The sequence below is a fragment of the Leifsonia sp. NPDC058292 genome, from assembly GCF_042880955.1.
In the GTDB taxonomy this organism is placed as follows: domain Bacteria; phylum Actinomycetota; class Actinomycetes; order Actinomycetales; family Microbacteriaceae; genus Leifsonia.
In genome coordinates this window covers 1-12596 of sequence record NZ_JBHVYL010000018.1, presented here as the reverse complement: position 1 = coordinate 12596, position 12596 = coordinate 1, and the positions used below count along the sequence as shown (strand labels likewise).

General features: G+C 68.9%; 12 protein-coding genes. 7 read left to right on the top strand and 5 right to left on the bottom strand.

The window, feature by feature from the left end:
- Positions 1 to 222: 222 nt before the first annotated feature.
- The 3 genes from ACFVWR_RS11395 (at position 223) to ACFVWR_RS11385 (ending at position 2130) form a co-directional block, all read left to right on the top strand.
- On the top strand, positions 223 to 549 hold the full coding sequence (locus ACFVWR_RS11395) for an ATP-dependent DNA ligase (protein ID WP_387211547.1): 327 nt from the start codon (positions 223 to 225) through the stop codon (positions 547 to 549).
- 229 nt (positions 550 to 778) lie between these two features.
- Positions 779 to 1411 carry a GAF and ANTAR domain-containing protein gene (locus ACFVWR_RS11390; RefSeq protein ID WP_387211544.1) on the top strand — a complete coding sequence of 211 codons (633 nt, stop codon included), beginning with the start codon at positions 779 to 781 and terminating at the stop codon, positions 1409 to 1411.
- Positions 1408 to 2130 (top strand): ANTAR domain-containing protein, encoded by a 723-nt coding sequence (locus tag ACFVWR_RS11385; RefSeq protein WP_387211541.1) that lies wholly within the window; start codon positions 1408 to 1410, stop codon positions 2128 to 2130. Before ACFVWR_RS11390 ends, ACFVWR_RS11385 begins: the two co-directional genes overlap by 4 nt.
- A 25-nt stretch (positions 2131 to 2155) precedes the next feature.
- Here ACFVWR_RS11385 and ACFVWR_RS11380 read toward each other — a convergent pair whose 3' ends face one another.
- The 3 genes from ACFVWR_RS11380 to ACFVWR_RS11370 all read right to left on the bottom strand — a co-directional run bounded on the left by ACFVWR_RS11380 (position 2156) and on the right by ACFVWR_RS11370 (position 5635).
- On the bottom strand, positions 2156 to 2995 hold the full coding sequence (locus ACFVWR_RS11380; protein ID WP_387211538.1) for a class II glutamine amidotransferase: 840 nt from the start codon (positions 2993 to 2995) through the stop codon (positions 2156 to 2158).
- Positions 2996 to 3269: 274 nt separating this feature from the next.
- Entirely contained in the window at positions 3270 to 4361 is a 1092-nt protein-coding gene (locus tag ACFVWR_RS11375) for a fatty acid desaturase family protein (protein WP_387211535.1), read from the bottom strand.
- 128 nt (positions 4362 to 4489) lie between these two features.
- Positions 4490 to 5635, bottom strand: coding sequence for a class I SAM-dependent methyltransferase (locus tag ACFVWR_RS11370; RefSeq protein ID WP_387211532.1), 1146 nt, complete (start codon positions 5633 to 5635; stop codon positions 4490 to 4492).
- Between the two features lie 120 nt (positions 5636 to 5755).
- Here ACFVWR_RS11370 and ACFVWR_RS11365 point away from each other — a divergent pair, with 120 nt between their 5' ends.
- Entirely contained in the window at positions 5756 to 6121 is a 366-nt protein-coding gene (locus ACFVWR_RS11365; RefSeq protein WP_387211530.1) for a YciI family protein, read from the top strand.
- Positions 6122 to 6174: 53 nt separating this feature from the next.
- Here ACFVWR_RS11365 and ACFVWR_RS11360 read toward each other — a convergent pair whose 3' ends face one another.
- Positions 6175 to 7170 (bottom strand): iron-siderophore ABC transporter substrate-binding protein, encoded by a 996-nt coding sequence (locus ACFVWR_RS11360; RefSeq protein WP_387211527.1) that lies wholly within the window; start codon positions 7168 to 7170, stop codon positions 6175 to 6177.
- A gap of 105 nt (positions 7171 to 7275) precedes the next feature.
- Here ACFVWR_RS11360 and ACFVWR_RS11355 point away from each other — a divergent pair, with 105 nt between their 5' ends.
- Genes ACFVWR_RS11355 through ACFVWR_RS11345 form a run of 3 tightly spaced genes read left to right on the top strand, consistent with a single transcriptional unit; the run spans position 7276 to position 10168 of the window.
- On the top strand, positions 7276 to 8322 hold the full coding sequence (locus ACFVWR_RS11355; protein ID WP_387211524.1) for an iron chelate uptake ABC transporter family permease subunit: 1047 nt from the start codon (positions 7276 to 7278) through the stop codon (positions 8320 to 8322).
- On the top strand, positions 8319 to 9356 hold the full coding sequence (locus ACFVWR_RS11350) for a FecCD family ABC transporter permease (RefSeq protein ID WP_387211521.1): 1038 nt from the start codon (positions 8319 to 8321) through the stop codon (positions 9354 to 9356). The genes ACFVWR_RS11355 and ACFVWR_RS11350 overlap by 4 nt, the downstream gene beginning before the upstream one ends.
- Positions 9353 to 10168: an ABC transporter ATP-binding protein gene (locus ACFVWR_RS11345; protein ID WP_387211517.1), complete on the top strand. Its 816-nt coding sequence runs from the start codon at positions 9353 to 9355 to the stop codon at positions 10166 to 10168. Before ACFVWR_RS11350 ends, ACFVWR_RS11345 begins: the two co-directional genes overlap by 4 nt.
- Here ACFVWR_RS11345 and ACFVWR_RS11340 read toward each other — a convergent pair.
- Positions 10152 to 12182: a beta-galactosidase gene (locus ACFVWR_RS11340; RefSeq protein ID WP_387211514.1), complete on the bottom strand. Its 2031-nt coding sequence runs from the start codon at positions 12180 to 12182 to the stop codon at positions 10152 to 10154. The two genes, ACFVWR_RS11345 and ACFVWR_RS11340, sit on opposite strands and share 17 nt — an antisense overlap.
- Between the last annotated feature and the right edge of the window lie 414 nt (positions 12183 to 12596).

The window sequence follows — 12596 nt, the reverse complement described above, 5'->3', positions numbered from 1 at the left end:
CGGCGAACGGGCGGTGCGCGCTCTTCGTGCCAACGTGGGCGCGCACCGTTCCCTTCTCTGCCGACGCGTGATCCGCCGCCGAATCGACCCTGGCGTCTCAGCGATTCTGCGAGAGAATTGGTGTGCACCGTCGCAGTGCTGAACCGCCCTCTGCGATCCCGGACCCCGATCAGGAGGGTACTTCGGTGCGCTCGCATCCGGGGTCGGAGGGGAGCGGGAATCATGGGTGTGCTCGTGTACGGCGGCCACCAGGTGATCGAGTTCGAAGACAGGCTGCTCGCGCATTTGCAGATCGTGGCGGGGCTGAAGCTGCGACGACGGGAAGGCTTCTACCTTACTTGGCGGGAAGACACCAACGCCGGCAGTGGCCGGGTGACCATCTGGGTCGATCCGGCCCTCCCCCTGATGTTCAGGTACGAGGAAGGCGCCGCGCTCTCGATCAACCGGGAGTGGCTCGAATCGCTGACGCTCGCCTCGAACAGCGCGCGCGGCCTTGTCGTGACGGAGGAGACCGCGCACCTCACGACGGAGTCCGCCGAGGCGTTCTGACTCAGCCGGGTGGCCGGCTGCGGCATCCCGGCGTACCGTCCATCGCATGGAGCGGCCGAGAAGTTCGACGAAACCTTCGAAGACGGGGTCCGCACCCAGTAGAAGCCGTACCCTGGAACCATGAGTGAGGCGGAGGCCGACCGTGGATAGTGAAGGCGAACGCTTCTCCGAGGAGATGAGCCGACTGCGGAACCGCTCGGAGTCAGGTCGTGCCTATGCACGACCGTTCGTGCGAGCCTTCGAGGTGACGGGCGCCGCGGTTTCGACCCTGGGCGATGTGCTCGGCTCCGAGACGATCGACGCGAGCGACGCGCAGGCCGCCCGGCTCGACGAAGTGCAGTTCGATCTGGGCGAGGGGCCGTGCTGGGACGCCCTCCGACACTCGGCCCCTGTGCTCGAACCCGATCTCCGCACACGCGCATCCAGCTCGTGGCCCGCTTTCGCCGCAGCCATCGGCGACGATCGGATCGGCGCCCTGTTCGCGTTTCCGCTGCAGGTCGGGCCGTTGAAGATCGGTGCCGTCGACATGTACTCCCTCATCCCGGCGGTGCTCGATCCGACGCAGAGCAAGCGGGCGTCGGAGATGGCAGACCTCGTCGCCCGCCGGGTGTTGCAGGATGCCCTGTCCCGCTCGAGCGACGAGTACACGGACGACGTCGGCAATCCGTATTCCCGCCGCATTGTGCACCAGGCGACCGGCGTCGTACTCGCGCAACTCGACATCAGCGCCGACGACGCACGCCTGGTGATCCAAGGGCACGCGTTCTCGAATGACCGGTCGATGATGGATGTCTCCCGCGACATCCTCGACGGCCGCATCGACTTCTCGGTGCGGCAGGGCAGGATCGAGGAATCGGAATGACCGAGACCGGCCGCGAGCAACGCCTCCTGCGAGCCTTCGCGACCCTCGCAGACACCCTGGTCGCCGACTACGACGTCGTCGACCTGTTGCAGACCCTCGTCGACAGCTGCAGCGACCTGCTCGACGCGACGGCGTCCGGTGTGCTGCTCGCCAACGAACGAGGGGAGCTCGAGCTGCTCGCCTCGACGAGCGAGGCGAGTCGACTGGTCGAGCTCATGCAGCTCAGCGCGGATGCGGGCCCCTGCATCGAGAGCTACCTGACGGGGCGCACCGTGTCGCTCAACGACATCGCCGCGGCGCCGCCCCAGTGGCGACGATTCCGCGACGAAGCGCTCGCCCAGGGCTTCGCCTCCGTTCACGCCGTGCCGATGCGGTTACGGGACACGACGATCGGCACCCTCAATCTTCTCCGGGATGAAGCAGGCGACTTCCCCGAAGACGACATCGTCGCCGCGCAGGCGTTCGCCGACGTCGCCACCATCGGCATCCTGCACGAGCGCACCCTGGCCGAGAACCTGGTCGTGCGCGAGCAGTTGCAGCACGCTCTCGACAGCCGGGTGGTGATCGAACAGGCGAAAGGCGTCATCGCGCACATGCACGGCATCCCGGTGGACGATGCCTTCGCGATCATCCGGGCCTACGCCCGAACCAACCGCCTGGGCCTGTCCGCTGTCGCCGCCGGCATCGTCGACCGCAGCGTGGCCATCCCCAAAGGCTGACCCCGGCCGCCAAGGCCGACCGGTCTCAGGCAGCCATGATCGGCCGGTAGTCGTAGCCACCCGCGGCATCGAGGATCGTGGCCGTCGACTCCTGCACTTCGACGAACGTTCCCGGCAGGTCGTTGAGGGGTTCGGAGACGACGACGCGGGCGCGGGGGCCGAAGACCCGCAGGCGCTCCGCATCCGGGTACAGCTGGTGCAGCGTCGGGATGTCGACCGAGTGGAACAGCGTGCGCGTCATACCCTGCGTCGAGTAGCGGAACGCCCACAGGGTCGCACCGTCGGACACGGCGATCGTCGCCTGCACGGGGAAAGCGACATCGTGGTCGCGCGCCACCGCCTCGACCTTGCGCAGGGCGGCCTCGACGCCGGCCACCGGATCGTCGCGGAGGCCGAGGGTCAGCGCCAGATAGAAGAGCACCTCCGAATCGGTGGTGCCGTGGATCAGCGGATACAGCTCGGGGTCGACGGCGAGCACCAGATCGCGCTTGTACCGCTCGAAGCCGCTGAGGAACCCGTTGTGCATGAACATCCAGTTGTCGTAGCGGAACGGATGGCAGTTGGTCTGCTGGATGGGCGGCCCAGCGGCCGCGCGCACGTGCCCGAAGAACAGGGGGCTGGCGATGTTCTCGGCCAGTTCGCGAAGGTTCTCGTCATGCCAGGCAGGCTCGATGCTGTGGAACAGCGCCGGAACACTGCCCGCCACCGCGCCGTCCGGATACCAGCCGAGCCCGAAACCGTCGCCGTTCACCGTCTCGGCCCCGAGGGGCGAGTTGAGCGACTGGGCGACCAGCGAATGCTGGGCGTCGAGGATGAGGGTGGACGGTCTGAGCGGTTCCCCTGAGTAAGCCAGCCAACGACACATAGCGGTCATCTCCCCGGCCCAGCGTCGACGCCGGACTCACCACGACCCTAGTTCTGACGGGGCGCCACGGCCAGAGGCGAGGCGGTCGATTCGCCGACACTCGCTCCGTCGCGAGTGACACCGGCGGCGCGCTAGCGGCAAGGGGTATGCGCCGCGAATGTGGCCGGTGCGGTCGAGAGTGGCAGGTATGCCGGGCACTCTCGACCGGAACGGCCACACTCGCCGAGAAGGCGCGTCAGCGCAGCGCGTCAGCGCAGCGCGTCAGCGCAGCGCGTCAGCGCAGCGTGGCGGCGGCGGGGCAGTCGAACGGGTCGCGGGCGGAGAGGCCGACGCGGTTCAGGTAGTCGATCACGATCGCGTAGGAGCGGATGAGCGTGGTCTGCGTGTAGGGGATGTTCTCGGCCTCGCAGTGCTCGCGCACGATCGCCGCCGCCTTGCGGAGGTGCGTGCGCGGCATGCTCGGGAACAGGTGGTGCTCGACCTGGTAGTTGAGGCCGCCCATGAACGCGGTGGTGCCGAAACCTTCGATGTTGCGGGAGGTCAGAACCTGGCGACCGAGGAAGTCGACCTTCACACCCGGCTCGATCAGGGGCATCCCCTTGTGGTTGGGTGCGAAGCTCGCGCCCATGTAGATGCCGAAGACCGCGAGCTGCACACCCAGGAACGCCACGGCCATGCCGAACGGCATGAGCCAGAAGACGACACCGAGGTAGAGCGCGAAACGCACCAGGAGGAACGTGATCTCTTTGCCGCGACCGTCGACCTTGCCGCGCTTCAGCAGCGTGCCGAACGAGCGGTAGTGCAGGTTGATGCCCTCGAACGCGAGCAGCGGAAAGAAGAGGTAGCCCTGCTTGCGGGTGATGAGCCGGAACAGGCCCTTCTGCTTCGCCGCGTCTTCTTCGATGAAGGAGATCGTGTCGATCTCGATGTCGGGGTCTTTGCCGATGGTGTTCGGGTTCGCGTGGTGACGGGTGTGCTTCGTCATCCACCACGAGTAGCTGATGCCGACGAACAGTGTCGCAAGCACGCGTCCCATGCGGTCGTTGAGGGGCCCCGAGGTCGCGATCTGACGGTGCGACGCCTCGTGACCGAGGAAGGCGAACTGGGTGAATATCACTCCCAGGGCTGCGGCGATGAGCAGCTGGAACCAACTGTCGCCGAGCAGAACCATGCCGGCGATTCCCGCCGCGAGCGCTACGACGAGGCTCGCGAACACGATCGCGTAGAAGGCGCGAGCGCGTCGTAGCAATCCGGCGTCGCGCACGGTGCTCAACAGGCGGGAGTAGCTCCCGGTTCCTGTCGGAGCGGTGCTGATTCTGGGCCCGGTCTTGCGGATCGGCCCGAGGGTGGGTGCGAGTGTCGTCATGCAGTGCCGTCCGGTCGGTTCGACTTCCCAGCCGGCGTTGTCGGGCGTGCACCCTCAGATGTCTTCAAACTACTGCCCCAGCCTGATCGGCGCCCGTTAATCGCCGAAGAACTTCTGTGAGTCGCGAATCAGGCGCGACGGGATGCGGTGACGGTGAACTTCGCGTTGCGCGCGATCTGGCGCGTGGGACCGACCGTCCGCTCCAGCGCCGACCGGTAGCCGAGGTGCGAGTTCCAGACAGTCCAGAGCTCGCCGCCGGGGGCCAGCACCCTGGCGGCGTCGGCGAACATCCGGTGGGCGATGCCCGTGTGCACCGCGCTGCCGATGTGGAACGGCGGGTTCAGCACGATCAGGTCGGCGCTCGCGTTCGGCTGGGCGGCCAGCGCGTCGTCGCGCACGACCGTCACCCTGTCGGCGACGCGATTGGCGGTCGCCGTGGCCGCCGCCGAGGCGACCGCCGCCGCGGACTGGTCGGTGGCCGTGACCGTGAGCTGCGGCCGACGCAGCGCGAGGGTGGTCGCGAGCACGCCGGTGCCGCAACCGAGGTCGATGGCCGCACGCGCATCCGGAACCGCCTGGTCGATCACGCCGAGCAGCAGCCGGGTGCCGATGTCGACGGATGTGCCCGCGAACGCCGCACCGTGGGCGCACACCCAGAGCGAGAGCTCGGCGTCGAACGTGCGACGCGGCCACGGCTCCAGCGATGCGGCGGCCTCGGGGTGCGCGTCGGTCGCGGTGAGCACCCGCGCCTTCTGGCGCGCGAGCGACGCCTGCACCGACCCGAAAACCTGGCCGAGCACACCGTTCATCGCGGTGGTCATGTGCTTCACCATGCCGCCGGCGTAGACGACGACCTCGGGATGCGCGTACTCGGCGACGAGCGCGGCCGTCTCGGCCAGCGCATCCAGGCTCCGCGGAAGCCGCAGCAGCACGACGCGGGCTCCCGCGACCAGCGAGGCATCGAGCGGTCTGTGCTCAGAGCTTGCGGAAAGTCCCAGCTCGGCCGCGTTCGCGTCGAGCGCGATGGCTCCCGTGAGGGCGTCCTGGTGCACGCGGATCCCGCGGGCTCCACCCCACGCGGCCGCGAGGGTGAGAGCGCCGTACGCGTCACCGATCACGACGACATCACCGTCACTGGGGACAGCGGCGGCGAGCGCCGGTGCCGCGGTGTCGAGGATGAGTCGGTCGGCGGCATCCACCGCGAACAGGTTCGGCGCCTCGACGTCGGGCCTGCGTCGCAGACTGTCGAACGGGAACTCGGAAGGGATGGGCACGCTCTTTCCTACCACCCCGGAGCCGGCCGGCGCCGGCGCGATCCGAGATGATGGCCGGGGGATGTCGAAGACGCGACGACCCGTTCGACGTATCCATGTCACCCAACGACAGGAGAGAACATGCGTTACGAGATCTTGATCTACAACAACGCCGAGTGCGAGGCCGCCATTCTGGGCGAGCACCGCGAGGAGCTCGACAAGACACACGCGGCCGTGCTCGCCGAACTGTCCGCCTCGGGCGAGCTGGTGGCGTCCGACGAGTTGAGCCAGGATGCGGCGGTCGTCGTGCGCACATCGGTCGACGAGCCGCACCTCCTACGCCGAACGGACGGACCGTTCAGCGAGGCGAAGGAGTGGGTCGGCGGCTTCTACCTCGTCGACTGCGTGAGCATGGACCGCGCCGTCGAGATCGCCGGCCGCTTCATCGAGGCCCGCTGGTCGCCGGTCGAAGTGCGACAGCTCGTGCACTTCGACCCGGCGGCGTAGCGGCCCGGCGGCGTAGCGGCCCGGCGGCGTAGCGGCCCGGCGCATCCCGAGTCCTACTTCTTCAGAGCCTTGTCGATGAGGGGCACGAGGTTGTCGATCGTGTAACCGGTCGAAAGTGTCGTTCCCGTGGAGAAGGCCGAGGAGAGGTCGCCGTCGATGACCACGGCATGACCGCTCTGAACCGTCTTCAGTGCCTTCCACTGCGGGTCTTCGGTGATCTCCTTCGCGTCGATGAAGATGGGGAACGCAACGATCAGGTCGGCGTTCAGCAGGTCGAGCTGCTCGCTGGAGATGTCGACGGAGAAACCGTTGCTGCTCACGGGGAGGGCGGCGATCGTCGGGCTCTGCGTGAAACCGAAGTGCTCGAGGGTCTCGACGCGTCCGCCGCCCTCTGCGTACGCACCCCAGCCTTCGCTCGTCTTGGTGGCTGCTGTCGCGGTGAGCCCCTTCCACTCGGGGTGGGCCTTCTCGACGGCGGCGTACTGCGCGTCGACGTCGTCGAGCAGCTTGTCCCCCTTGGCGGGAACACCGAGCGCGGTCGAGATCATGTGCACCTGCTGCTCCATCGTGGTCAGGTAGCTCTCGCCGCCCTTCGGGATGCTCACGGTCGTCGCGATCGAGGCCAGACGATCGTGGCGGCCTTTGTCGCCACTGCCTTTCACGTCGAGGATCAGGTCGGGCTTGAGCGCCGCGATCGCCTCGTAGGAGGGCTCAAGCGTGCCGATGATCTTCGGGGACTTCTTGTACAGACCCTTGGCCCAGGGGCCGACGCCGTCGCCACCGAAAGCGAGCCAGTCGGAGGCGCCGACCGGCTGACCACCGAGCGCCAGCACCGTCTCCGCGTCGCCCCAGCCGAGCGCGACGATCCGCTTCGGCTCCGACTTCACCGTCACATCGCCGAACGCGGTTTTCACCGTCTGCGGGAACGTTCCCGCCGACGAGGCCGACGAGCTTCCGCTCCCCGTGTCGCCCGCGCCGGAGGCGGAGCAACCCGTGAGCGCCAGCACCGCGACGGCGGCGGCGACGAGGGCGGTTCGGAAGAGCTTCATGGAGATCTGGCCTTTCTTGCGCGGCGCAGGAGCGCGCCGATTGCACGTGCAGGGAGTGGCCGCGAGGTGGCAGCACTACGAAGGGTAGCCTAAGCTAACCTTGCTGTGATTGCCCCTCCCGCCCCCGCCGTACGGCCCAGCGCCGGCCTCGCACACCGCCTGCCGACACGGCTGGTGTGGGTGCTGGCGACCGTGGCGGTGCTTCTCGTCGTGGTGGTGCTGAGCCTCAGCGTCGGCTCCCGCGGCATCCCACCGGCCACCGTATGGGAGGCGCTCTTCGGCCGCGGCACGCCGGCCGATGTCACGGTCGTGCTGCAGGGCCGCGTGCCGCGCACCATCGCCGGTTTGCTGGTCGGCGCGGGCATCGGCGTCGCAGGGGCGCTCATTCAGGCGGTCACCCGCAACCCGCTGGCTGATCCCGGCATCCTGGGCGTGAACTTCGGCGCCGCGTTCGCCATCGCGATCGCGGTCGGGGTGTTCGGGATCACGGCCCCGCTCGGGTACGTCTGGTTCGGCCTGGGCGGCGCGCTGGTGACGACGGTCGCCGTGTACCTGATCGGCTCGGCCGGGCGCGGGTCGGTGAACCCGCTGCAGATCACGCTGGCCGGTGTCGCACTCGGCGCCGTGCTGAGCGGCATCATCTCGGCGATGCTGCTCGCGAATCCTCAAGGCTTCAACGCCATGATCGCCTGGCGTGCGGGCTCACTGCAGGACCGCAGCTGGGATGCGATCGCTGTCGCCGCGCCCTTCGTGCTCCTCGGCGTGGTGCTGGCGGTGGCCCTCGGCCGCGCGCTCAACGCGGTGGCGCTGGGTGACGACCTGGCGGGATCGCTCGGCGCGAACGTCACGGCGACGCGCGCCCTGTCTCTCCTCGCCATCACGCTGCTGGCAGGCGCGGCCACCGCCGTCGCCGGCCCGATCGCGTTCGTCGGGCTGATGATCCCGCACCTGGCGCGGTGGATCGTCGGCCCCGACCAGCGCTGGATCATCGGATACTCGCTGCTGCTCGCGCCCATCCTCCTGCTCGTCGCGGACATCGTGGGCCGCGTGATCCTCTGGCCGGGCGAGCTCCAGGTCGGCATCGTCACGGCCTTCCTCGGCGCGCCCGTGCTGATCGTGCTCGTGCGGCGCCAGAGGGTGAGCGGGCTGTGAGCCTCGGCACCGGCCGCTCCATGGTGCGGGTGCGCTGGCCGGGCGGCGGGATGCTCCTTCCGCGGCGCGGCGTCATCGTCGTGTCGGTGCTGCTGCTGGCCATCCTGGTGCTCGGCCTCGTGGCGCTCGGCCTCGGCGACTACCCGCTCAGCATCCCCGAGGTGATCAGCAGCCTGTTCGGCGACCAGGGCTTCGCGACGACGGTCGTCGTCGAGTGGCGCGCTCCCCGCGTGGTCGGGGCGATCGTCTTCGGGGCCGCGCTCGGCGCATCCGGAGCCCTCTTCCAGACCCTTACGCGCAATCCGCTCGGCTCCCCTGACATCATCGGATTCTCGACCGGCGCCTACACCGGTGCGATCGTCTCGCTCACGGTGCTGGGCGGCGGGTTCGTCTCTGAGAGCATCGGGGCGATCGCCGGCGGCCTGATCACGGCGTTCATCGTGTACTTGCTGGCCTGGCGCGACGGCATCCAGGGGTTCCGGCTCGTCATCGTCGGCATCGCGGTGACAGCGATGCTCACGGGCGTCAACAGCTACCTGCTCGTGAAAGCCAAGACCGAGGTGGCGATGGCCGCCTATCTGTGGGGTGCCGGATCGCTCGCCCTCGTCGACTGGCAGCAGGTGCTCTCCGCGCTCATCCCCCTCGCCGTGCTCGGTGTCGCGACGGTGCTCGTGGTCCGGCCCCTGCGCCAGCTCGAGCTCGGCGACGACTCGGCGACCGCCCACGGAGTGGCCGTGGAGCGCACCCGGCTCGTCGTCGTGGTCGTCGGGGTCGCTCTGATCGCGGTGGTGACGGCGGTCTGCGGGCCGATCGCGTTCATCGCCCTGTCCGCTCCGCAGATCGCCGCGCGCCTCAGTCGTGGTGCCGGCATCCCCGTGGGCGCCTCCGCCGCCACCGGCTCGCTCCTGCTCCTCGCCTCCGACCTGGTCGCCCAGCACGTCATCCCCGGCTCCGTGCCGGTGGGCATCGTGACCGTGGTCGTCGGCGGGGTGTACCTGATCGCCCTGCTCATCCGGGAGGCCCGACGACTGTGACCGACACCGTGCACCGGCTGCGCGCCGACAGGGCGACGCTCGCCTACGACAAACGCGTCATCTCCGAACGGCTCTCCCTCGACATCCCCGACGGATCGTTCACCGTGATCGTCGGACCCAACGCGTGCGGCAAATCCACTCTGCTGCGCGCCCTCTCCCGGCTGCTCGCGCCGACCGACGGCAGGATCGTTCTCGACGGCCGCGACATCGCGGACTATCGCCCGAAGGAGGCGGCGCGCGTGATCGGGCTGCTGCCGCAGAGCTCGATCGCGCCCGAGGGGATCACGGTGGCCGATCTTGTGGCGCGCGGCCGGTACCCGCACCAGGGCCTCATCCGCCAGTGGAGCTCGGACGACGCGGCCGCGGTCGAAGCCGCGATGGTGGAGACCGGAACGGCCGACCTCCGCGCGCGCCAGATGTCCGAGCTCTCGGGCGGGCAGCGGCAGCGCGTGTGGGCGGCGATGGCGCTCGCGCAGCAGACGCCCATCCTGCTGCTCGACGAGCCGACGACCTTTCTCGACATCGCCCACCAGGTCGATCTGCTCGACCTCTTCGCCGAGCTGAACGCCGCCGGCAACACCATCGTCGCGGTGCTGCACGACCTGAACCACGCGGCCCGCTACGCCAGCCACCTGGTGGCCATGAAAGAGGGACGCATCGTCGCCCAAGGAGAACCGCGGCGGATCGTGACCGCCGACCTGGTCGAAGAGGTCTTCGGCCTGGCCTGCGTCGTGATCGACGACCCGGTGACCGGAACTCCGCTCGTCATACCGAAGCGGCGCCCCGGCCCGCACCTCACGCCTCGCGGATGACCGCGACCCCACCGGGGGCGATGCTCACCGAGCCGTGATGCACCGTTCCGGTCAGCAGGTCTTCTCCTGACGCCTGGGCACGCGCCTCCTCCGTCCGATGATTGATCAAGAAGAGATAGGAGCGGTCTCCGGATGCGCGCCGCACCGCCTCGACGCCGGGCGACACCTCCGCGACCGGCTTCACCCCCGCCTCCGCGAGGAGGCCATGCACGAACTCGTCGAGGCTCGGCCGGTCGAGGTCGACGGAGAGGTACCAGGCAGCGCCTTCACCCTCGCCGTCGCCGACGCTCCGCCGGGTGATCGCCGGATGCCCGGCGAGGTCTCCGCCATCGTGCGACGCGACGACCTCAGCGCCGTCGGTGCGCATCAGTTCGCTCCACCGCACGCCGCGCCACCCGTTGTCGAGCTGCACCGACTCCTCCGTGGTGAGGGGGAAGAACTCCTCGCTGTGCGCGCCGAGCAGCTCGCGGAAGGCGCCGGGGTAGCCGCCGGTGAGAACCGTGTTGTGCTCGTCGACGATTCCCGAGAACCAGGTGACGAGCACCGTCCCGCCGCCGGCGGCGAACGCGGCGACCCGTCGCGCCGTCTCGGGGGAGGCAAGGAAGAGTCCAGGCACGACCACGAGCCGGTAGCCGTCGATGGGCGCCCAGGGCGGCACCACATCCACCGTGACCGCACGGTCGAACAGCGCGTTGTGGAGAGCGCGCGCCGTGTCGGCGTACTGCGGCCGGTTGATCGGTTTGAGTCCGCTCTTCAGCGCCCAGCCGGCCTCGTTGTCGTGCAGGAAGGCGACCTGCACGTCGGCGACGGTGGTGTCCATGAGTTCGGTGAGCCGGGAGACCTGGCCACCGAGACGCACGATGTCGGTGAAGATGCGGGAATCGCGCCCGGCGTGCGGCAGCATCGCCGAGTGGAACTGTTCGGTCCCTGACTTCGAGGCCCTCCACTGGAAATACATGACGCTGTTCGATCCGCGCGCGAGATGGCTGAAGGCATGCCGCGCGAGCTCGCCCGGCTTCTTCGGCTGGTTGATCGGATGCCAGCTCGCGGCGCCGGCGGCGTGCTCCATCAGCATCCACGGTCCGCCGTTCGAGAGGCCGCGCATCCGGTCGCCACTGAACGCCAGCTCTTGGTGCCGCAGCGGATCGGGACCGTACGTGTAGTGGTCGTTCGCGGCGATGTCCATCTCCGCAGCCCAGCGCGTGTAGTCGACGACGTCGGGGCCGAGGCCGACCATGAAGTTGGTGGTCACCGGGATGTCGGGCGTGTGCCGCTTGAGCACCTCGCGCTCGGCGCGGTAGTGCTCGAGCAGCGCGTCGGACGAGAACCGCTCGTAGTCGAGCAGCTGCCCAGGGTTGTGCGCGGTCTTGCCGTGCGGGGTCGTGATCTCCTCGAACGACGAAAACGAGTTGCCCCAGAAGGCCATCCCCCAGGCTTCGTTGACTGCCGCGACCGTGCCGTACTTCGCTTGCACCCAGCGGCGGAAATGCTCTTGCGAGACGGGGCAGTGGCAGCGACCGTTTCCGCCGCCGAGCTCGTTGCTCACATGCCACATCGCGATCGCCGGATGGCAAGCGACGTGCGCGGCGAGCTCATCCACGATGCGCACGGCGAATTCGCGGAACACCGGCGACGACGGGCACCAACCCAGACGCCCGCCCGGAGCCAGCGGCACACCGGTCTCGTCCTGCGGCAGGATCTCGGGATGCAGGCGGTGCAGCCACATCGGAACCGCGGCAGTGGGGGTGGCCAGGTCGACGCGGATGCCGTTCTCGTGCAGGAGGTCGAGCATCCCGTCGATCCAAGTGAAGTCGAACTGCCCGTCGCGCGGCTCATGCACGACCCACGAGAACACGCCCAATGTGACGAGGTTGACGCCCGCCTCGCGCATGAGCGCCATGTCTTCGAGCACGGTCTCGCGCGGCCACTGCTCGGGGCTGTAGTCGCCGCCGAACGAGAGGGCGTCGGTGGGCCACTGCGGGCGGGGACGGATGGGAGCGGTCGTCGATTCCATATCTTCAGCAGCTTAAGTTACTCGAGACGCTGGGGCAAGAGGTGGCTCTTGCGTGTCACTCTTCGGGCCGAACGTGGCCGGTGCGGTCGAGTGTGGCCGGTATGCCAGCCACACTCGACCGGAACGGCCACACCCGCCGGAAACGGACGGGCTCGCGAGCCCACCCCGCTCCCCCCACAGAGGTACGCATCCCGCCCGCGAACGTGACCCTTCGCGCCCAATGTGGCCGTTGCGGTCGAGCGTGGCCGGTATGCCAGCCACACTCGACCGGAACGGCCACACTCGCCGGAAACGGACGGGCTCGAAACGGACGGGCTCGAAACGGACGGGCTCGGCGAACCCGCCCCGCTCCTCCTCACAGAGGTACGCATCCCGCCCGCGAACGTCGCCCTCCGCGCCCAATGTGGCCGTTCC

Bases quoted from the DNA above. Each gene is read 5' to 3' on its own strand.
- ACFVWR_RS11395 (WP_387211547.1), top strand. From the start codon at position 223: ATGGGTGTGCTCGTGTACGGCGGCCACCAGGTGATCGAGTTCGAAGAC.
- ACFVWR_RS11385 (WP_387211541.1), top strand. From the start codon at position 1,408: ATGACCGAGACCGGCCGCGAGCAACGCCTCCTGCGAGCCTTCGCGACC.
- ACFVWR_RS11380 (WP_387211538.1), bottom strand. From the start codon at position 2,995: ATGTGTCGTTGGCTGGCTTACTCAGGGGAACCGCTCAGACCGTCCACC.
- ACFVWR_RS11375 (WP_387211535.1), bottom strand. From the start codon at position 4,361: ATGACGACACTCGCACCCACCCTCGGGCCGATCCGCAAGACCGGGCCC.
- ACFVWR_RS11365 (WP_387211530.1), top strand. From the start codon at position 5,756: ATGCGTTACGAGATCTTGATCTACAACAACGCCGAGTGCGAGGCCGCC.
- ACFVWR_RS11360 (WP_387211527.1), bottom strand. From the start codon at position 7,170: ATGAAGCTCTTCCGAACCGCCCTCGTCGCCGCCGCCGTCGCGGTGCTG.
- ACFVWR_RS11340 (WP_387211514.1), bottom strand. From the start codon at position 12,182: ATGGAATCGACGACCGCTCCCATCCGTCCCCGCCCGCAGTGGCCCACC.